Below are 20,347 nucleotides of genomic sequence, written 5' to 3'. Positions count from 1 at the left end.
CGACTAATGCCGGCGACGCGTTCCAACTCATAGATAGTTATCCCTTGGCCAGCGGCACAGCCACAAAGCGCGACGAACCGCCGCTCTTCACGCGCATGAGAACGCTGTTCTTGTTGTCACTGCGCGCCGCGGTGATCGCATCACGCACCTCACCGGCGGTGCCGACGGTCTTGCCGGCGACCTCGAGGATCACGTCGCCTTCCTTGAAGCCCCGCTCAGCGGCAGCACTCTTGGGATCGACTTCGGTCACGACCACGCCTTCCTTGCCGGCGCCGGCCACGCTGTTGGCAGGCGCCACAGTGAGGCCCAGTTTCGGCACGTCGGTGCCGCGGGACGAGTTGCCCTTGTCGCTGTTGTCGGTGTCAGCCTTGGCCTCCAGGGTGTTCGGCAACTGGCCGAGCGTGAGGTTGACGGTCTTGTCCTGACCCTTGTGCAGCACGTTCAGCTTCACGGCATTGCCGGGCGCGAGGCCGCCGATGGTGCGGGCGAGTTCGCGCGCATCCTTCACCGGCTCGCCATTGACGGCGGTGATGACGTCACCGGACTCGATGCCGGCCTTGGCCGCGGGGCCGTTGGCCTGCGGTTCGGCCACCAGCGCGCCTTCGGCCTTCTTCATGCCGAGGCTGTCGGCGATGTCGGAGGTCACCGGCTGGATCTGGACGCCGATCCAGCCGCGGCTGACCGAGCCCTTGTCCTTCAACTGGGCAACGACGCTCTTGACGGTCTGGGCCGGGATCGAGAACGCGATGCCGACGCTGCCGCCGGACGGCGAGTAGATCGCGGTGTTGACGCCCATCACCTCACCGGACACATCGAACGCAGGGCCACCCGAATTGCCCTTGTTCACGGGCGCATCGATCTGGATGAAATCGTCATACGGGCCGTTGCCGATGTCGCGGCCGGAGGCCGAGACGATGCCCGCGGTCACGGTGCCGCCGAGACCGAAGGGATTGCCGACCGCAAGCACCCAGTCGCCGATGCGCGGCTTGGTGTCGGAGAGCTTGGCGAACTGGAAGTTGGAGCCGCCTTCGACCTTGATCAGCGCGAGATCGGTGCGCGGATCGGTGCCGATCACCTTGGCGGAAAAGGTCTTGCCGTCGTCGGTCGTGACTTCGACCTTGTCGGCGCCGTCGACGACGTGATTGTTGGTCACGGCGAAACCGTCAGCCGAGATGAAGAAGCCGGAGCCCTGGCCCGTCACCACGCCGCCGCCACGCGGTCCACCGCGCAGACCCGGGGGCAAGCCATCCGGACCGCCGAAGCGGCGGAAGAAACGCTCCATCGGCGAGCCCGGCTGGAACGGCGAATCGTCATTATTGTTGCTGTCGTCCTTCGCGACCTTCTCGCGAATGTTGACCTTGACCGAGATCACCGACGGCTTCACCCGCTCGACGATGTCGGCAAACCCGACCGGCTGCTGAACCTTCTTGACCTCGTTATTGACCTGCGCGTGCGCGGGGGTCGAGAACAGGTCGGCCGGGTTGTGGGTGGGGCTGAAGCCGTAGGTGGCGGCACCGAGGCCGGCCACGACCGACGCCATCAGCGCGAGTTTGCGGGCAGAGAACAGCGAGCGCTTCGGTGCCTTGTAGGACGGAAGGGTCGAGAGGTCGGGACGGTCGGTCATGTCTTGAGATCTCCAGGGCCAGAATCATTCGGTGCGGGGGCAAGCACCTGATGCATCTGAACATGGGGTCATCAGCCTTACGGCGCGCTGGCTGCGGAATTAAACTTTGGTAATTGAGCAGACCTGCACTGCGGCAGAATAGCGCATGCAAATTAAGGGCTTAGAAAGGAACTAAAGCGGCTTCTCCGGCGCGGATTCGGCCGCCAGCAGCCGCTCAAGGCGCGCCTGTTCGTCGGACGTCAATCCGGGGGTGGAATCGCCCCCGCCGGGGTGCGGATTTGCCTTGCGGCGGCCGAGGCGCCAGAGCGCGAAACCGCCGAGCAAAAGCGCCAGCGGCGGGGTCAGCCACAGCACCAGCGTATGCTCGTTGAGGCGCGGCTTGAGCAGCACGAATTCGCCGTAGCGGGCCACCAGGAAATCGATCACCTGGCGGTCGCTGTCGCCGGCCGAGATCCGTTCACGCACCAGGAGGCGGAGGTCGCGCGCCAGCGGCGCCTCGGAATCGTCGATCGACTGGTTCTGGCAGACCATGCAGCGCAGCTCTTTCGAAAGCTCGCGCGCCCTCGCCTCCTTCGCCGGGTCGGCCATGATCTCGTCGGGCAGCACGGCCCGGGCGGGCATCGCACCGAGCATCAGGCTCGCTGCAAGCACGGCGGCTGCAAGGGCGCGCGACCGCATCACTCGGCGGCCTGCAAGGCGCGCGCCGCTGCTTTGGCCGGCTTCGGCGCACCGACCCGCAGGCGGCGGTCGGACAGCGAGAGCAAGCCGCCGAACGCCATCAGCACCGGCCCCCACCAGATCATCAGCACCAGCGGCTTGTGATAGATGCGCACCGCGATCGCGCCGTCGGCCGAGGTATCGCCGAGCGAGATATAGAGCTGGCTCGCGCCGCGCGTCAGCAGCGCGGCCTCAGTCGTCGAAGCGCCGCGGGTCGTGAAGTTGCGCTTCGACGGGGTCATCACGCTGACCTTCTCGCCGTCACGGATCACGGTGAATTGCGCGACCATCTCGCGGAAGTTCGGCCCCTGCCGCGGGTTCAGGCCGTCGAGCCGCAGCTCGTAGCCGGCGACCTTGGCGACGTCGTCCGGCTTCATCGAGCCGATATATTCGCTGTTCCAGGTGGTTTCGCAGACGATTCCGATCAGGGCTATGCCGAGGCCGGCGTGCGCGAAGACCGTGCCCCAGGTCGCACGCGGCAAACCGCGTGCGCGGCGCAGCGAGAGCGACAGCGGAATCCGGAACAGCGCGATGCGTTCGGCGAGATCGCACAGCGCGCCCATGATGACGAAGGCGGCAAGCCCGATCGCGAGCGGTGCCAAGGTCGCGCCGCCATAGGTCCACGCAAACACCACCGCGATCGCAACCAGCGCGACGATGCCGGCGACCATCAGCCGCTGCGCCGCGCCGAGCAGGTCGCCGCGCTTCCAGGCCAGCAGCGGCCCGAACGGCACCGCGAGCAGCAGCGGCACGAACAACGGCGCGAAGGTGAAATTGAAGAACGGCGCGCCGACCGAGATCTTCTCGCCGGTGAAAACCTCGAGCGCCAGCGGATACAGCGTGCCGATGAACACCGTCGCGCAGGCGGTGGTGAGCAAGAGATTGTTGAGCACCAGCGCGCCTTCGCGCGAGATCGGCGCGAACAGCCCGCCCTGCTTCAGCGCCGGCGCGCGCCAGGCATAGAGCGACAGGCTGCCGCCGATGAAGACGAACAGGATCAGCAGGATGAACACGCCGCGGGTCGGATCGGTGGCGAAGGCGTGGACCGATGTCAGCACACCGGAGCGCACCAGGAAGGTGCCGAGCAGCGACAGCGAGAACGTCAGGATCGACAGCAGCACGGTCCAGACCTTCAGCGCGTTGCGCTTCTCCATCACCAGCGCCGAATGCAGCAGCGCGGTGCCGGCCAGCCACGGCATCAGCGAGGCGTTCTCGACCGGATCCCAGAACCACCAGCCGCCCCAGCCGAGCTCGTAATAGGCCCAGTAGGAGCCCATCGCGATGCCGAGCGTCAGGAAGATCCACGCCATCAGCGTCCACGGCCGCACCCAGCGCGCCCAGGCGGCGTCGATCCGCCCTTCGAGCAGCGCCGCCACCGCGAACGAGAACGAGATCGAGAAGCCGACATAGCCGAGATAGAGCATCGGCGGATGCACCGCGAGGCCGATGTCCTGCAGCACCGGATTGAGGTCGCGTCCCTCGATCGGCGGATTGGCGATCCGCAGGAACGGATTCGAGGTGATCAGGATGAACAGATAGAAGGCGCTGGCGACCCAGGCCTGCACCGCCAGCACATGCGCGCGCAGCGACAGCGGCAGATTGTTGCCGAAGGCCGCGACGAGGCCGCCGAACAGCGCCAGGATCGACACCCACAGCAGCATCGAGCCTTCATGGTTTCCCCACACGCCGGTGATCTTGTAGAGCAGCGGCTTCAGCGAATGGGAATTCTCGAAGACGTTGGCGACCGAGAAATCCGAGGTGACGTGCAAGGTCACCAGCGCCGCGAACGATGCCGCGACGAACAGCAATTGGGCGAGCGCGGTCGAGCGCGCGACATTCATCAACGCCGCATCGCGCCAGCGCGCGCCGACGATCGGCACGATCGACTGGATCAGCGCCAGCGCCAGCGCCAGCACCAGGGCATAATGTCCGCTTTCGGCGATCACCGCATCGCTCCCTGGGTCGGCGCCGCGGAGGCGCTCGGCATGCTGTTTGGTTTGGCGCCGTAATCGTCCTTCCAGTGGCCCTGCTTCTTCAGGGCATCGGCGACGTCCTTCGGCATGTAGGTCTCGTCATGCTTGGCGAGCACGGTGTCGGCGCGGAACACGCCGTCGGCATCGAGTGCGCCTTCGGCAACCACGCCCTGCCCCTCGCGGAACAGATCCGGCAAAATGCCCTTGTAGGCGACCGGCAGCGTCGCGCCGCCGTCGCCGACGGTGAAGCTCACCGCGAGATTGTCGCCGCGCTTGAGCGAGCCCTGCTCCACCAGCCCGCCGAGGCGGAACCGCTTGCCCGGCCCGAGATGCTTTTCAGCGACCATCGAAGGCGTCGAGAAGAACACGATGGAATCGCGCAGCGCGTTCAGCACCAGGCCCGCGGCGATCGCGAGCACGACGAGCGCGCAGCCGATCAGTGTCAAACGCCGTTGCTTCCTGGTCATGGTGCTTCCTTGCGCATGACATCCGCCGAAAACCGCTGCACATGTTTCGGCATCATGCGTTATCCATCCAATCCGAGACTCTTCAGCCCCTCATTGAGCTGACGCAACCGGTCCGCATCATTGGCCACCGCCTGACGGGCATCCGCAAGCGCGCTCATCGCCTTGTCGCGCTCTCCCATCACGAGATAGGCGCGAACCAGCCGCAACCAGCCCTCGACGTCGTCGCCGTTGGTCTTCAGCCGCGTCGCCAGCCGATCGACCATACCCTTGATCATGGTGCCGCGATCGGCCTCGCTCATGTCCTTGGCCGCCGCCACCGCGCCATCCGGCAGCGCGGGTGCGCTGGCGCCACCGGGTGCGCTGACGCCGCCGACCCGTACCAGCGCAGCCTGCACCAGCGGCCGCCACGGCGCATCGGACGGAGCTTTCGCCATCATCTTCTGCCAGATCGCGGCGGCGTCGGCCTTGCGGCCGTCTTGCTCGGCGGCAAGGCCGAGGAAATAGTTCGCCTTGGCGTCGTCGCCATTCAGCGCGACCGAGCGCTCGAACTCCGCCTTGGCATCCGCGGTGACGACGCCGCCGGCGCTCCCCATCAACGCCTCGCCGAGATCGGCGCGGCGATCGGCATTGTCGCCAGCATACGTGATGGCATTGCGATAGGCACGGACGGCATCATCGTAGCGGCCAAGGCGCGACAGCACCGGCGCCAGCACCGTCCAGCCGCGGCCGTCGGTCGGGTTCTTCTCCAGATGAGCCTCGACCTGCGCGACCAGATTGGTGAACGGCTGGTTGGCATCGGCCACCTGGCTGCGCTCGGCGAGCGGAAAGTCGCCAAGGCGCGGCGAGCCGAGCGCGAGATAGAAGCTGGAAGCAATCACCGGCAGCCCGACCAGGGCCACGATCGCGGCGGCGCGCCGCAGACTGAGACTGCCTGTCACCGGGGCGTCACGTCCGCTCTGGTCGGCGGCGGCCAGCAGCCGCCGGCTGATCTCGATCCGCGCGGCATCGGCCTCAGCGGCGCCGATGATCCCTGAGGCCATATCGCGGTCGATTTCGGCGAGCTGGTCGCGGTAGACCACGACCTCGCTGCCGCCGGTATCCGCCCGTCCGCGGCGGCTGAGCGGCCACAGCACGGCAAAGATCGCCGCGACCGTCATCAGCGCGAACACAAACCACAGCGTCATCAAGCGGTTCCCGGATGGAACGGCGGCTTCCGGCAAGCCGCCTTGGAATCGCTTTACACTACCGGCGGCGAACCCGGCAATTGACAATTACTGGATCGGCCGAAGGTCGAAATCAGCCGGTTTCCGGTGCCGTTCCGGTGGAATTGCAACGGCGTTTCCCGGGCCAAGGCGCGGCACGACCAAAATATCGAAAACAACCCCATGCACAGTAGCAGGCGCCGCCGAATGACGGCTTGACACGTCGGGCAACTCAGCGCCACACTTCCATTATTCCGAAATTGCGCAAATGCCTGTCATCCCGTCCTGACGGGCTCGTCGGTTCGCCGTCGAACATGCTCACAAATGACAGTGACCGTGCTGTCACTGCAATTCCTAGGGCGTGTACTCATGATGCGGCTGGTCGACTGGTGTCCGGCTCCCCCCAACAGCGGCTCAAGAGCGGACATTCTCCGAGGCCGTGGATGGGCCAGAGCCGGACCTTTCGCCTTCTCAAAATAACACGCTTCCGCAAATGAAGGAGGGCGGCGAATCCATCGCCACCCGCGTCGACAGATTACATCAAGGCGCCAGACGAGCCTTGATCTCAGCCGACATCTGACGGATCGCTGCCTGGGGCTCGGGGTCGGTCAGGATGCCGTTCAGCAGCACGAAGTCGTGGATCATCCCATTGTAACGGGTAGCGATCACCGAAACCCCGGCTTCCTTGAGCTTACGGGCGTAAGCTTCACCTTCATCACGCAGTGGATCGTTCTCCGATGTGATGACCAGCGCCGGCGGTAGCCCGCGCAGTTGTTCAAGGCCAGCCCGCAATGGAGAGACATAAGGGTTATCGCGCAATGTGGCGTCCGGTGCGTACAAGTCCCAGCCATACTTCATGAAAGCGCGGGCCAAAAACCGACCGGTGCCGAACTCATGGTAGGACTGAGTGTCCACGCTGGCGTCGGTCGCCGGGATCATCAGCACCTGGTGACTGATCTTGGGACCGCCGCGGTCCTTGGCCATGAGCGTCAGCGCCGCAGTCATGTTGCCGCCGACCGAATTGCCGGCGACCGCGATCCGGCTGCCATCCGCGCCAAACTCTTCGGCATGGCTCGCCACCCACTTCAACACAGCATAGGATTGATTGAGCTGGGTGGGAAACCGCGCCTCCGGCAGGGAGGTGTATTCGACGAACACGCCGATCTGGCCCGAGCCGACGACCAAATCCCGCAAGAGGCGCTGGTGGTTCTGGAAATTTCCGACGATCCAGACGCCACCATGAATAAACAGCAGCACACCGGGCTTACCGGAGATCTGCTCGGGCTTCATGATGTGGATTTTCACAGTTTGACCATCCTGGGTGATGGTCTGCTCGGTCGTGCTTACCCCCGACATGTCGACCGGGGTCTTGTTCTGCAAGCCGGTCAGGATGTCCTGCGGCTTCGGCTGAGGAAGCTCCCAGAAAGGACTTGAGTCCTTGTTGATTTCTTTCAGAAACGCACGAACCTGCGGATCGATGCGAGGGTCGGTCGCAGGATCTGGTGTTGCGGCTTGCGTCGTTTGCGTCATAACCGTCGCTCCAAGAAGGATTGCTGAGAAAAGAAGGGGGCGTCGCATGTGTTACCTCTGCCGTTCCGACGGTCGAGCGCGTATCCGGAGCACTTCCAACGAGCTCCGGGCTGTGTTGACGACTTGTTCGACCGTCCGATGCTCACCGCCACGCGCAACGTTTGAGCTCGTTTCGCGCGTGAATTCCCTGAGCCTGTCCTGAGAAGTTCTGAGAATCACTCGATCTACCGGGGTCGCCGACTTGACGGAGCAAAGCGCAAAGGCCGTTCACGCGTCGAACGGGTGGGAAGTCGATCTGGCCCGGCGCGAGTTGCGGTCCGGCGGTGCCGCCGTGCCGATCGGGAGCCGTGCATTCGAGATCCTCGAGATTTTGGCTCGATCGGCCGGCGAGCTCGTCACCAAATACCACCTGATGGAGCGCGTATGGCCCGGCGCAGTCGTGGAGGAGAACACCCTCCAATTTCACATTTCGGCCATCCGAAAGGCGTTTGGCGCCGACCGTGGCCTGCTGAAGACGGTTGCCGGCCGTGGTTATCGCCTGCTGGGGCGCTGGAACGTGCTGGAGGTGCCCCTGCCGGGACATCGGTTCGGTGACGCTGAACGCACCCCAAAACCGGCATTTCGAACCAACGTGCCGACTGCAGGATCTGCGCTGATCGGCCGAAGCGAACCGCGGCAGCATCTCCTGGATGTCCTGTCGGCTTATCGCGTCGTCACGCTGACCGGGCCAGGCGGGATCGGAAAAAGCGTGCTGGCTCTCGAGGTTGCGCGCAGCATCTTTCCGACGCTCGAAGGCGATTGCTGGATCGTCGAGCTGGCTTCGCTGTCGGACTCGGCACTCGTGCCGGCTGCAGTTTCCGTGGCACTCGGAATGAGGCTCGCGGGCAGCGTGATTTCGGCCGAATCCGTGGCGCGGGCTCTCGACCGGGAGAAGCTGCTGCTCGTGCTCGACAACTGCGAGCATCTTATCGATGCCGCGGCCAAGCTTGCGGAAACGATCGTCCGGCTATGCCCGAATGTGTCCGTGCTTGCGACGAGCCGGGAAGTCCTGAGAATCGAGGGCGAGTACGCATATCGCGTTCCACCGCTCGACGTGCCACCTTCGCGCCAGGACGACGAGGATATCATCCGCGAGTATAGCGCCGTTCAACTGTTCAATGCCAGACTGATCGCCCTCGGTGCCGGCTCGTCGGCTGGCCCAGGAAACCTGCCACTGATTGCCGCGATCTGCCGGCACCTCGACGGCATTCCGCTCGCCATTGAATTCGCGGCAGCGCGAGTTGCGACGCTAGGACTTCAGCAGACGACTGACCTTCTGGATGATCGCTTCAGTCTACTGACAGCCGGCCGCCGAACGGCTCTGCCGAGACACCAGACCCTGCGTGCGGCCCTGGATTGGAGCTACGAGCTGCTGCCGGAGGCCGAACGGGCCCTGTTGGGCCGGGTGGCAATTTGCGCCGGCGGGTTTACGCTCGAAGCGGCGACCGCGGTCATGGGCGATCCTGCGGTGACGGCCACCATGGTTGCCGAGGGCATCGCAAGCCTGGTCGCCAAGTCGCTCGTATCTCTTGATTCATCGGCACCGTTCGGCCGCTGGCGACTGCTCGAGACAATTCGGGCCTATGCGCTCGATAAGCTGGCCGAGAGTTGTGAGGGCGTACAGGTTGCCCGTCGGCACGCGGCGTTCTATCGCGATCTGTTTGCACTGGCCGCCGACGGCCCATCCGTAGATTTCAATGATCTGCCTCGTTACGTTCGAGACCTCGACAACATGCGAGCGGCGCTAGAGTGGGCATTCTCTCGCGATTCGCAAGAAGTCGACATCGGAATCGGACTTGCTGTCGCCGCCGGGCCCGTCCTGCTGGCAACGTCCATGTTGCCCGAATGCTATCGATGGTCGGAGCGGGCGCTGCTGGTCCTTGACGACACCAAGTGCGGAACGTCCGATGAAATGCGTTTGCAGGCCGCCCTGGGCTATTCGCTGATGTTCACGCGCGGCGGCGGCGACGAGGCGCGCGCGGCTCTGGATAGAAGCCTTTCCATCGCCGAGGATCGCGGCGAGCTCACTTATGAAATGTGGTTGCTCAGCGCGCTGAACATCTTCCATTTTCGAGCCGGCAATCGCGAGCTGACAATGCAATGCGCAAAGCGCAGTCTGGCAGTTGCCGAAGCCCTTGGCGACCCAGCCGCCTTCGCGTTGGCGCATTTCGTGCTGGGGAACTCACTTTACCTGACTGGCGATCTCAAGGGCGCCCAAGCGGAATTTGAGGCGGCGATAGAAAATCGGTCACGTGCACAGGGCGCCAGCAAGGTCTTCTTCGGCTTTGACGTCGCCGCCCCGGCCGGCATGGGTTTGGCGAGCACGCTATGCTTGCAGGGCTATGCACGCCAGGCCACCGAACAAGCGCATCTCATCCTTGAGGATGCCCGTCACATCAAGCACTCGATCACGTTGAGCCTGACTCTCATTCACGCCGCTTTGCTGTTTCTCTGGACGGGCGATCTGGAGACTGCCGACAAGGTCACGGATTGGTATGTCTCCAATGGCCGGGCCCATTCCCTGGCGCTACAGGTGTTGGTCGGGCGTGGCATCAAAGCGATGCTTGCGATCAGCAGCGGTGATCCTCAAATCGGAGTCGATGCCTTGCGGAGTTGCGTGCAGGAGCTTCGCGCTGCACGGTACGGGATGATGGCTTCGCCATTCAATCTTTCGCTCACGGAAGGACTTGCCGCGACAGGCCGCTTCGACGAAGGCTTGAGCGTGATCAATGCCGGCATCCAATTGGTCGAGACGAACGGCGACCTCATTTATATGACCGAGTTGTTGCGGGCGAAAGGCGTTCTTCTTCTCTCAATGCCGCAGCCTGACGTCGAGGAAGCGGAAAGGCTCTTCGAACGTTCGCTCGAACTCAGTCGTCAACAAGGCGCGCGGGCGAGCGAACTGCGGGCCACGGCCGACCTGGCAAAGCTCATGAGCGCTCATGGACGACGCCAGGATGCCCGAGCGCTCCTGGAGCCAATGATCGCATGGTTCAAAGGTCAGGATACGGTAGATCTGACGGCGGCGGAGCTCCTGCTGATGAGTTTGCAGTAGGACGATTTCAGCCGTTGTGGACTTTTAGGCGACGCCTCTCAATCGCATTTTGCCGGCAGCGAGGGCTCTCGTCGCCAGACGTCACGTCCGCTTCGGGTCAAACTCGACACAATTCGATAGTGAGTCCACGCCCAGTTCCTTCTCGCCCGTTATTGTCCGTGGGCGCCCTACCCCGCGCGGGACGACTTCCGCTCGCCGGTCACGGCGTTCTCGGCCGCCCGGTTCATCAGGGAGGCGTAGTCGTGGCCGAACAGCACCTCGCAGAAGCGGATCGCGGCCTTGACCTGTTGCTGGCGGAAGGTGCGGACCCGTGCGTCGCCGCCGCGCAGTGATTGCACGAGCCCCTCGGTCGACTGCTCGACATAATGTTGCAGGTCCGAGAAGGTCCGCAGCGTCACCTCGTTGATGGCGAGCTCGCTGGCATAGGTGCGGCACACCGCGACGAAATCGATCAGGGCGGCGGCATCCTCGACCTCGGACTGGTCGATCTTGGCGCCGGCCGTAATGTCCTTGTCGGCGCGCTGGCGCAGGATGCGGCGGACCCGGCCCGGCACGCTGTCGATCTCCGATTGCAGCGCGTTCGACGTATCGGCGCGTACCGAGGTGAGCTGGCGGCCCCAGGTGGAATCGTTGCGCAGATCGAGCTCGGTGCGCAGGCCGCGGACCCCGTCATGCAGGGTCTTGAGCTGGTCGCTGACATAATCGAAATGCCCGCGCTTGATGTCGGTGCGCAGGCAGGCCGCGACGAATGACAGGTCATGCAGCGCGATGGTGACGGCGATGCCGTACGGCGTGGCCGCGACCCGCAATTCGTCGTCGGAGGCCGCCATCTTGATGGCAAGGCGGATGATCTGCCATGGCGCGGCGAGCCGCTGCGTAATCAATGACAGTGCGAACGGCAGCAGTTGCGGGGTCTGCAGCGACGGCAGCTTGAGCGCCTCCATCGCGGAGGCAATCTGGGAATCGGAAAACACCCTGATCTGGCTCGGCAGCCGGCTGCCCAGGGTTTCCAGGGCTTCACGGGCCTGCAGGACGAGGCCGATCGGCAGCAGGTCCTCGACAACGCTCGGCGGACCCACGCGCGCCAGCGCGCGCTGACGGTCGTCCTGCGTCGGCCCAGCGACCTTGAGGATGGCTTCCGCGGCCGCAAGCTGGAACTTGCGCGCGGCGATCTCCATCGGACCGCTCTCCGTGGCCGACGCCAGCGCCGCCTCGAATTCGCGGGCGGCCTCGGGCGCACCTTCGCGGGCGAGCCACTGCCAGATCGGCAACAGGGACGCACGCCGGAGCTGGCCGGCCCGGGTCGGGAAATTGGTCTCGGCAAGGAACGGCTCGAGCGGTCGGAACAAGAGCCGCGCCGGATCGTCGCTGCGCGGCTGGATCTGCTCGTCCTGCTCGGCGCTGCGCACGATCTTGCGCAGCTGTTCCAGGACCAGATTGGCGACCGCGACGTCATCACCGCGTTCGACCGCGCGCTCCAGCTCGCGCATCAGCAGCGCCTGCGATTGCGGCGGAAGCTGCGCGAGATAATCCGTCAGGCGCTCGATCGATTTCTGGCTCATGCCCGGTCGTGAAAGCTAGGTGCCCGGCAAACGCCGCAGCCCGTCCGCCCGCGATGATAGAGGTGGGCGCGTTAAGAAGCCGTTTAGGAATAATGACGGCAACGCCGCCCAAAAGGCTGCGCAGCATCCATATGCCAAATCGCATATGATGTCTGCGACGATTGTCCGCGAGCTCCCCTCGCCTCTCCCGCTTGCGAGTGCTGTCCCAATGCGGGCACTCGCTCCGGGAACCAGGACACTTGTCAAACACCCGGGAAAGCGTGGCAGTTTATTTGCGTACGATTCACACAGGTGATTTCTGAAACCGCCCGCTGATTCGATCCTTTCGCGACTGGGCAGGGCGTTTCATTAAGATCAAATTACAGCCCGGAAGGGGCCGCCAATTATCGGCAACCGGCGGCTCGGCGTGAGAATGGGAATAAGAACGGCTCCGGCATTACCTCCAAGGGTGCTGGGGCCGTTCGTTTGCGCGCCACAGGAACGAGGCGTGCGGGCTGGCGATTGTTTAGGTCCGGCGTCCCCGTCGGGTCCGTCGGATGACGTCTGTCAACTCGGTCCCGGCTTGCCCCCTCGCTCGGGCCGTTTCTTTTTCACGGCTAGGAACAGCCCCCGGTGACAAAGGACTTCTGCGGCGCGTCAACAATTCAGCGCGATCCCGCCTGCTGCGTTGGAGCAAGCATATTATGCTGTTTGTGTACGACGCGATTGATGGCGACGTCGGCAAAGAGCCCTTAGGTCGTGGATGATTGAAGCCCCCCAGCGCGCAGCCATTCGGTCATGCTGGCGCCAGCCTCAGCTTGCCGGGCTAACTTCAGGAGCGCTTCTCTCTCGATACCCGGGGCGCGCGCTGCGGCCTGTTCGCGTAGCTCTCTAGCTCTCTCAAAAAGGCGCGCTTCAAGTGAATTGGTGTGTCTGACCCGACGTCGAATTTGGCCCATGTGACCTTTTTCCTCGCTCAGTTCCTTACGGGAACGGGGCTGTAAATCCACATGGGAACGCAAAGTTCCTATCCTGCTTCCTTCATGGTTCGCTCGACCTCATCGGCCAGCGTCCGGTGATGTGCGGCCAACCTGGCGAACAGCTCTTTCTTGGCCTTATTGGTCGCCAGCTTGCTGATTAGCTCGCACTCTTCCGCCTCGATGCGAAGCTTCTCCAAGTGCGCCTGCATGTCCTTCATGGGCAGTCTCCCAAGATCGGGGGATGATTGCACGCGCACTCCGTTCACCCACGGAGAAGCCCCGGATTGGATCTAAATCCTTTGATCTAGATCAGGGCTCCTGGCCGAAATAGGCCACTCGTCAAATCGAAACCGGCCACCGATTAGGAACGCTTGATGCCGGGGAAAATTAGGCAATTGGCGACGGCGCGATCCTGCCCCCAAAGTCTGCCGCCGCCATCAGTCCCAGCGCCAACCTTCCCCGGGGCGCTGGGACTTATTCTTTAGGCCATTCGTAGATGCGAAATAGGCCACTCTAAGGGTCCGCCGAGCAGTATCAAAAGCAACTTGCGTGTCTTGCCAGCATGATCTGACAAAGAGGCCGTCAATCACCCGCGAAGAACTCCGGTGACACTTCTCCTCCGTGGATGGAGAACATGTTCCGATAGCGAAACACCGTAGTTTATCGGAATCCTAAAGGTCTGTTGAAAACTCTAACGTAAGTCTTGCCGAGCCTTAGATTTTCATCCCGAGCAGATTTCGAAACTTTCCCGGCGGGGGCCGCGCGCGGAGCGGCCCCTTTCGATTCGTCCAATTGAAGCGGCCAGAAGGGCTCAAACATGCAGCCGAAGATCAAAGAGCGTATCTGCCCGGCCTGCAATGGAACGGGCGTCCAGTCGATTGCGCAGGCGGCCCAACCGGGTCACAGAATCTATCCGGTCAAATGCGCGGCCTGCGAAGGTAAAGGCAAGCTCAGGGACAACGCCAACTGAGGCGGCTTCTATGCGAGAACGATCACGATGATAGCCGCGACGCTGAGAGCTATCACAGCATAGCCTGTCAACTGATAGGTCCAGAATTGCCGGCTTGATGGATCCATTTTGCTGCAAACGTCAAAAAGACGGCCTCAGCACGGTGCATGCCGAGGCTGAAAAGTATCGATGTATCTAAACATTTCTTGCTGACAGCATCCTTACGCCGCGCTTGGTTCACCCACGGAGAACCACGGAAGGCCGGGAGGCCTTGCGGCGAGAGAGGCCGCCAATCGAGGCGGCCTAAACAAAGCTATGCCGCCCGTTTGAAAATCTTACAGGCGGCATAGCCTTCCAGCCCGAGAGGGGACTAACAAAATCCCGGATACTGCACTTTTCGAACGCGATCACCTCTTTACTTGCGGAGCCTGTCCTTCTGTATGGCTGCGGAACTTCTGTCGGTTTGTCTGCTCCAGAAGTAATTCAGGATCGCTTTGATAGCCGTGTCGCTCTTGATTGCCCACCGCCTACGAAAATTGACTATCCTGCGCGCGCCGCTTTGCACATGGGAATGGTATCGGCCCCTCATGTCGGGGCTCGTAACCCCGGTGAATGCAGCCATTCGCTTAACTGTGAGCCGGTTTCAGCCAGACGAGCCTTGCGGATTAGGATTTGACGCTCGATGCCTGGAGGAGTTCCTCGCGCCTCCTTGCGGAGCCGTTCTGCGTGAATGGCAAGACGTTGCTCAAGTGATTGAGTGTGTATGAGATGTCGCTTCATGGACATGACGCCATTCCGTTAGAGGAAGGCGGGAGCGCTATCGGGCGTTCTCGTCACCGATATGAGCCACGGGTTCGGGCGGTGATAGATTTACTGTGTGCCGATCTGAGGCGAATAGCGAGTTGTTTATTTCAGGCTTATTGTCGCAACTCGCGGGATATTGGCGCCCCAAAGGAATTGATGGGCCGGAACGGGGGCTGCCCAACTGAGGCGGCCTCACTTTTCCTCATACCAAGTCAGTTTCTCGCAGCTCAAGCACCTTCTGAGGCGGTAGGTCTTGCCCTCACAGCTATCGAGGATCGACATCGCAAATGTCGCTCCGCCGCAGCTGTTGCAGGCATGAAAATTGATGGGCTGCGGCCTTTGGTCGCCAGCACCGGCATCCAGTAAATTGCTCATTGTCCACTTTCACGGAGGGTGAACTCATAAGTTACCAAGTGAACACTAGTTCCTAGAGCGACGGGAAGAATCCTCAAATGGCATGGAACGTTTTCCAGCCGACGATCTGGCACCAGCGTTCATCCAAGAAAGAGCCAAACCACGCTGGCGATCAGCGCCACAAACGATACCGCCGCTGTGCAGACAAAGGCTGTCTCGACGCCGTCGAACTCATATGGGTTCGCGGACATCGTCGTGCTCCTAAATTGGAGCGCGTGGCCCGGGAGACATCAGCCACTCGGTCAAATGAGCGGTGGTCTCGTTGTGCCGCGCCTTTCTCAGCAATGCTTCCCGCTCTCGACATGGGGGGAGTTTTCTAGCTCGCTGGCGCAGCTCTCGGGCTTCCTGGGTGAGACGTTCTTCAAGGGCGATAATCTGAATGGCCCGGCGTCGTCGTCGCTTCATGACACCTACCTCGTCTTACGGGTCCTAACCGTCGGGTGTGAGTTCCACGACTCCTAATATGCAGATGATCGGCGTTCAGTTCCAAAGGGACATCGGCGGGTTGCGATTTTTAGGAACTCTGTTCACCCACGGAGAAACCCCGATAGTCCATGTGTTCTGTGGATCAGGAACGGATGGAGGCCCATCCAAATCTATGTGCTCAGAACAGTGAATAGCCCGCTCGGTCGTTCTACCGAGAACAACGGCTAGCCCATGGTTCCGACGGGGCTAATGGCAAACTAGGTCACTCCAAAAATCAAAGCAGGCCATTGGGGATGGAAACAGGCCAGCGTCAGATCATGGGCAAGAACAGGTGGCGTACCGCACGAGGGCTCAAATTCGGACAGCTCCTGCAAGCGGGAGCGGGAGCGCACCGCCTTCGCGACCGCATGCAACCGAATTCCATCATGCCCTACACCGCCGGCAGCATGAGTTCGGCCCGCAGACCACCGATCGGCGCGTCATTCAGGGCGAGCTTGCCGCCATAGAGGCCGGCGAGATCGGTCACGATCGAAAGGCCGAGGCCCGAGCCGGGCTTCGATTCGTCGAGCCGCTGGCCGCGCCGCGACACTTGGGCGCGCTCGGCCTCCGACAGGCCGCGCCCGTCGTCGTCGACCACAATGCGCAGCCTGGGACCCGCGCCCGACGCCTCCGGCGGGACCACGCTGACTTCGATGAACACCTGCGACGCCGCCCATTTGCAGGCGTTGTCGACGAGATTGCCGACCATCTCCTCGAGGTCCTGTCGCTCGCCGCGAAACCGCGCCGCCGGGTCGGCCTTCGCCTCGATCGCGAGGTCGCGATCGCGATGGATCTTCTCCATGGTCCGGCGCAGCGCCTCGATGACAGGGGCGACGTCGGTGATGGTGCTGACGATGGTGGCCCGGGCGGCGATCCGCGCACGCTCGAGGTGATGCGCGACCTGGTCACGCATCAGATCGGCTTGCTCCAGCACCTTGCTGGCGAAGGGATCGCCGGCATGCGTGCCCGCTTCGTTCACGATCACCGACAGCGGCGTCTTGATCGCGTGCGCAAGATTGCCGACATGGGTGCGCGAACGCTCGACGATCTCGCGGTTGGCATCGATCAGCGCGTTGGTCTCGCGCGCCAGTGGCGCGATCTCGACCGGAAACTGGCCCTCCAACCGCTCGGCGCGGCCGGAGCGGATATCGGCGATCGAATCCGAAATGCGCTTCAGCGGCGCAAGGCCGTAGCGCACCTGGAAGATCGTGGTCAGCAGCAGCACGATGCCGAGGGCGGCGAAGGTGCCGCCGAGATAATAATCGAAGCTGCGCGTCTCATCGAATATCTCGGTGGCATCGCCGGCGACGCTGACCAGGAACCTGCCGTCGGCCCCGAGATCGACCGGCCGCTCCACCACGCGCAGGCTTTGGCCTTCGGGTCCATCGACATAGCCGAGCCGGACCCCGGCGGCGGTCAGGTCGGCGCCGTGCTCCTCGAGCTTCGGCAGCTTCTTGTCCCACAGCGAACGCGAGGCACGGGTTTCGCCCTTCTCGGTATCGGTGCGGGTGATCTGCCAGTACCAGCCCGACAGCGGAAGGTCGAACAGCGGCTCGCCGAGCGACTGGAACTGGCGGTCCGCCGGCTCGTCCGGCGTCGCCACCTCCGCGATCAGGGTGCGCAGATAGAGATTGAGCCGCCGGTCGAAGGCGCGCTCGGTGGCGTCGCGATAGACCGACGAAAGGATGACGCCGGTGATCGCCAGGATCACCACCACCCAGGCGGTCGCCGAGACGAACAGGCGCGTCGCAAGCGAGCTGCCGCCCATCAGAGCACGGGCTCGAACGGCGTGTCAGCGGCAACAGACGTCAGGGATTCAAACATTGGCGAATCCAGTTCTCCCGGCGCGGATCATGCCAATGCCCGTGTACGCCGATCAAGCGCTCTAAGAACATGATCCGATTGAACAGGAAATGCTCTCATCCTTTTGTTTGGTCGTGTTTTCTTCACGCGAGCGAACTGGTTATCCACTTCGCTCGAAAACGCTTTAAGTCGGCGGCGACAGCATGTAGCCGAGGCCCCGAACAGTCTGGATAATATCGACTTCCAGCTTCTTGCGGATGCGGCCGACGAACACCTCGATGGTGTTGGAGTCGCGGTCGAAGTCCTGGTCGTAGAGATGCTCGACCAGCTCGGTGCGCGAGACCACCCGCCCGGTGTGGTGCATCAGATAGTCGAGCAGGTTGTACTCGTGCGAGGTCAGCTTGATCGGGTTGCCGTTGACGGTGACCCGCTTGGTGCGGGTGTTGAGCGCCACCGGCCCGCAGACCAGCTCGACCTGGGCATGCCCGGTCGCGCGGCGCAGCAGCGCCCGGATCCGCGCCAGCACCTCCTCCAGATGGAAGGGCTTTGCGACATAGTCGTCGGCACCGGCGTCGAACCCCTGAACCTTGTCGCTCCAGCGGTCGCGCGCGGTGAGAATCAGCACCGGCATCACCCGCTTGTTCCGCCGCCAGGCCTCGAGTACCGAGATACCGTCCATCTTCGGCAGGCCGATATCGAGCACGACCGCGTCGTAGGGCTCGCTGTCGCCAAGGAAATGCCCCTCCTCGCCGTCGAACGCCCGATCGACCACATAGCCGGCGTCCGTCAGCGCGGTGGTGAGCTGGCGGTTCAGATCCGGGTCATCCTCAACGACGAGCAGACGCACTTTGGCCTCCGAGAGTGAGCATTGCGATATTCCGGCATCAAATGAGGCTCCCGGCCGTGAACGGCCTATGAATGGAGCCACAGGCGAAACCTTATTTTTTCGTCAGGTGCACCATCCCGGGAACCCGCGCAAGCGCGACAGGTTCCCGCTGAGAGATGCGCGCCAAATGGGATTGAGTTTCAGCGCCGGGTATTTAAATACCTACTATTGGCAACAAGAGGACGCGTCATGGCTGCCACAGTCGGCGGGCAAGTTAACCTTCGGCGACCATTTCCATGTCGCTGGCACGAGTGATGCGCTAATCCAGCCAGGGGGTCGTCTGCGGTACAGGACCGGGAATACTTTGTTGGAAATTTCACAGATACGGAAGTTCGGCGTGATTGCGGGCTGGCTAGCGCTTGCCTTTATCGCCTTCGTGACGCTGTCGCCGATCCAGGACCGTCCGTCGTTCTTCCCCCCTCAGACCGAGCGTTTCGCCGCATATGCAGTGATGGCAATGGCGTTTGTACTGGGTTACCCGCGGCGTACCGCGCTGATCGTGCTCTTTGTGGTCTTCAGCTCGTTCACACTCGAAGCGATGCAACTGCTGACACCGGACCGTCACGGCCGCCTGCTTGACGCGATCGTCAAGGTGTCGGGAGGTCTTGCCGGCATCGGCGCGGGTCACCTCATCCTGCTGCTGCTGCGCAGCCAGTTCGGCCGGTTGAGGTCGCGCACGGACGCAGCCTAGAGCGTTTTCGGTTCTGATTGAATCAGAACCGAAGCTCTAGATTCTTGTTTTGACGCGTTTTCTTCACGCGAACCGGCGTCCACTTCGCTCGAAAACGCTCTAGTCTTCCGCCATCTTGGGCATGATCTTCGCGCGAACGCGTTCCGCGTTTGTCGCGACGGAAAACCGCCTCGCACTTTTCCGGATCGTGCTCTATCGCCGGCGCGGATGCGCCTTCTGGTGCCACGCCCAGGCCGAGCGAATGATGTAGCCGAGATCCGACCGACTCGCCTTGAAACCGAGGCCGCTCTCCGACCGAGAGGGATCGGCGACCAGAATCGGCGGATCGCCGGCCCTGCGTTCGCGCACCACGCTCGGCACCGCTTCACCGGTCTCGGCGCGGATGGCGTCGAGCACCTCGCGCACCGAATAGCCGGTGCCGGTTCCGAGGTTGAACACACCGCCGGCGCTCCCCTTCAAGAGCAACTCGAGCGCCGCGATATGGGCGGCGGCGAGATCGTCGACATGGATGTAGTCGCGCACCGCGGTGCCGTCGGGCGTCTCATAATCTTCGCCGAAGATCGCAAAGTCCGGCACGTGCCCGAGCAGCGCCATCAGCGCGCGCGGAATCAAATGCGTCTCGGGATCGCGGAGCTCGCCGATGGTGCCGGATGCATCGGCGCCGCAGGCGTTGAAGTAGCGCAGGCAGACCGATTTGAACTGATAGGCGGCGCGATAGTCAGCGAGGATCTGCTCGATCATGAACTTGGAGCGGCCGTAGGGATTGACGGTCGGCCCCGCGGCGCTTTCCGGAATGGGATCGCGTCCGGCATTGCCGTAGACAGCGCCGGTAGAGGAGAACACCAGGCGATCGCGGCCCACCTCGCGCATGCCGCGCAGCAGGCCGATCGTGCCGTCAACATTGTTGGTGTAGTATTTCTGCGGATCCGCGACGGACTCGCCGACTGCGCTGAACGCGGCGAAGTGCATCACGGCCAGCGCATTGTGCTCGCGGATGGTGGCGGCGATCTTGCCGTGATCGGCGACGTCGCCGATCACGAGCGGTCCCCATTGCACGAAACTGCGATGGCCGGTGGAGAGGTTGTCGTAGACGACCGGAACAAACCCGGCCTCGCCGACGGCCTTGGCGCAATGGGATCCGATGTATCCCGCGCCGCCCGTGATGAGGATCGAACCCCTGCTCGCCATTGAAAATGCCGTCCCTGCG

At 63.0% G+C, this 20,347-nt stretch carries 14 protein-coding genes; 3 read left to right on the top strand and 11 right to left on the bottom strand.

Translation table 11 applies throughout. The annotated features are described in order from the left end of the window. Positions 1 to 37 precede the first annotated feature (37 nt). From ACVIGA_RS35550 to ACVIGA_RS35525, 6 genes are all read right to left on the bottom strand, one after another. Entirely contained in the window at positions 38 to 1,624 is a 1,587-nt protein-coding gene (locus ACVIGA_RS35550) for a Do family serine endopeptidase (protein WP_456669673.1), read from the bottom strand. Between the two features lie 171 nt (positions 1,625 to 1,795). Then, positions 1,796 to 2,302, bottom strand: a complete 507-nt coding sequence (locus tag ACVIGA_RS35545; RefSeq protein ID WP_456669672.1) for a cytochrome c-type biogenesis protein — start codon at positions 2,300 to 2,302, stop codon at positions 1,796 to 1,798. After that, positions 2,302 to 4,287, bottom strand: a complete 1,986-nt coding sequence (locus ACVIGA_RS35540; RefSeq protein WP_456669671.1) for a heme lyase CcmF/NrfE family subunit — start codon at positions 4,285 to 4,287, stop codon at positions 2,302 to 2,304. The genes ACVIGA_RS35545 and ACVIGA_RS35540 overlap by 1 nt, the downstream gene beginning before the upstream one ends. Next, positions 4,284 to 4,781: a cytochrome c maturation protein CcmE gene (gene ccmE / locus ACVIGA_RS35535; protein WP_375780008.1), complete on the bottom strand. Its 498-nt coding sequence runs from the start codon at positions 4,779 to 4,781 to the stop codon at positions 4,284 to 4,286. Before ccmE ends, ACVIGA_RS35540 begins: the two co-directional genes overlap by 4 nt. A gap of 59 nt (positions 4,782 to 4,840) precedes the next feature. Next, the gene (gene ccmI, locus ACVIGA_RS35530; protein WP_456669670.1) at positions 4,841 to 5,965 is read right to left on the bottom strand and encodes a c-type cytochrome biogenesis protein CcmI; all 1,125 of its coding nucleotides are present in this window, start codon (positions 5,963 to 5,965) and stop codon (positions 4,841 to 4,843) included. Between the two features lie 558 nt (positions 5,966 to 6,523). Then, entirely contained in the window at positions 6,524 to 7,513 is a 990-nt protein-coding gene (locus ACVIGA_RS35525; RefSeq protein WP_456669669.1) for an alpha/beta hydrolase, read from the bottom strand. A gap of 241 nt (positions 7,514 to 7,754) precedes the next feature. Between ACVIGA_RS35525 and ACVIGA_RS35520 the strand changes: the two genes are divergently transcribed. Continuing rightward, positions 7,755 to 10,607 carry an ATP-binding protein gene (locus ACVIGA_RS35520; RefSeq protein WP_456669668.1) on the top strand — a complete coding sequence of 951 codons (2,853 nt, stop codon included), beginning with the start codon at positions 7,755 to 7,757 and terminating at the stop codon, positions 10,605 to 10,607. A gap of 167 nt (positions 10,608 to 10,774) precedes the next feature. Here ACVIGA_RS35520 and ACVIGA_RS35515 read toward each other — a convergent pair whose 3' ends face one another. Continuing rightward, complete coding sequence (locus tag ACVIGA_RS35515; RefSeq protein ID WP_456669667.1) at positions 10,775 to 12,169, bottom strand: hypothetical protein; 1,395 nt, start codon at positions 12,167 to 12,169, stop codon at positions 10,775 to 10,777. 1,006 nt (positions 12,170 to 13,175) lie between these two features. Continuing rightward, entirely contained in the window at positions 13,176 to 13,346 is a 171-nt protein-coding gene (locus tag ACVIGA_RS35510; protein WP_456669666.1) for a hypothetical protein, read from the bottom strand. A gap of 599 nt (positions 13,347 to 13,945) precedes the next feature. Here ACVIGA_RS35510 and ACVIGA_RS35505 point away from each other — a divergent pair. Then, positions 13,946 to 14,098, top strand: a complete 153-nt coding sequence (locus ACVIGA_RS35505; RefSeq protein WP_456669665.1) for a hypothetical protein — start codon at positions 13,946 to 13,948, stop codon at positions 14,096 to 14,098. 2,053 nt (positions 14,099 to 16,151) lie between these two features. Here the strand turns inward: ACVIGA_RS35505 and ACVIGA_RS35500 are convergent. Together ACVIGA_RS35500 and ACVIGA_RS35495 are read right to left on the bottom strand one after the other, a co-directional pair. After that, entirely contained in the window at positions 16,152 to 17,528 is a 1,377-nt protein-coding gene (locus tag ACVIGA_RS35500) for a sensor histidine kinase (protein WP_223968355.1), read from the bottom strand. A 219-nt stretch (positions 17,529 to 17,747) separates the two neighbouring features. Continuing rightward, complete coding sequence (locus ACVIGA_RS35495; RefSeq protein ID WP_163154879.1) at positions 17,748 to 18,410, bottom strand: response regulator transcription factor; 663 nt, start codon at positions 18,408 to 18,410, stop codon at positions 17,748 to 17,750. A 67-nt stretch (positions 18,411 to 18,477) separates the two neighbouring features. Here ACVIGA_RS35495 and ACVIGA_RS35490 point away from each other — a divergent pair, with 67 nt between their 5' ends. Then, entirely contained in the window at positions 18,478 to 19,140 is a 663-nt protein-coding gene (locus tag ACVIGA_RS35490; RefSeq protein WP_456669664.1) for a hypothetical protein, read from the top strand. Positions 19,141 to 19,332: 192 nt separating this feature from the next. Here ACVIGA_RS35490 and galE read toward each other — a convergent pair whose 3' ends face one another. Continuing rightward, entirely contained in the window at positions 19,333 to 20,328 is a 996-nt protein-coding gene (gene galE, locus ACVIGA_RS35485; RefSeq protein ID WP_456669663.1) for a UDP-glucose 4-epimerase GalE, read from the bottom strand. Between the last annotated feature and the right edge of the window lie 19 nt (positions 20,329 to 20,347).

The sequence above is a fragment of the Bradyrhizobium sp. USDA 3240 genome, assembly GCF_054063295.1.
The sequence above is the reverse complement of the archived record's forward strand: the minus strand, read 5'-3'. Positions and strand labels throughout refer to the sequence as shown.

What these genes read in the sequence shown, in the direction of transcription:
- ACVIGA_RS35550 (WP_456669673.1), bottom strand. Translation starts at nt 1,624, where the DNA reads ATGACCGACCGTCCCGACCTCTCGACCCTTCCGTCCTACAAGGCACCG.
- ACVIGA_RS35545 (WP_456669672.1), bottom strand. Translation starts at nt 2,302, where the DNA reads ATGCGGTCGCGCGCCCTTGCAGCCGCCGTGCTTGCAGCGAGCCTGATG.
- ccmE (WP_375780008.1), bottom strand. Translation starts at nt 4,781, where the DNA reads ATGACCAGGAAGCAACGGCGTTTGACACTGATCGGCTGCGCGCTCGTC.
- ccmI (WP_456669670.1), bottom strand. Translation starts at nt 5,965, where the DNA reads ATGACGCTGTGGTTTGTGTTCGCGCTGATGACGGTCGCGGCGATCTTT.
- ACVIGA_RS35525 (WP_456669669.1), bottom strand. Translation starts at nt 7,513, where the DNA reads ATGACGCAAACGACGCAAGCCGCAACACCAGATCCTGCGACCGACCCT.
- ACVIGA_RS35515 (WP_456669667.1), bottom strand. Translation starts at nt 12,169, where the DNA reads ATGAGCCAGAAATCGATCGAGCGCCTGACGGATTATCTCGCGCAGCTT.
- ACVIGA_RS35510 (WP_456669666.1), bottom strand. Translation starts at nt 13,346, where the DNA reads ATGAAGGACATGCAGGCGCACTTGGAGAAGCTTCGCATCGAGGCGGAA.
- ACVIGA_RS35505 (WP_456669665.1), top strand. Translation starts at nt 13,946, where the DNA reads ATGCAGCCGAAGATCAAAGAGCGTATCTGCCCGGCCTGCAATGGAACG.
- ACVIGA_RS35500 (WP_223968355.1), bottom strand. Translation starts at nt 17,528, where the DNA reads ATGGGCGGCAGCTCGCTTGCGACGCGCCTGTTCGTCTCGGCGACCGCC.
- ACVIGA_RS35490 (WP_456669664.1), top strand. Translation starts at nt 18,478, where the DNA reads ATGAATGGAGCCACAGGCGAAACCTTATTTTTTCGTCAGGTGCACCAT.
- galE (WP_456669663.1), bottom strand. Translation starts at nt 20,328, where the DNA reads ATGGCGAGCAGGGGTTCGATCCTCATCACGGGCGGCGCGGGATACATC.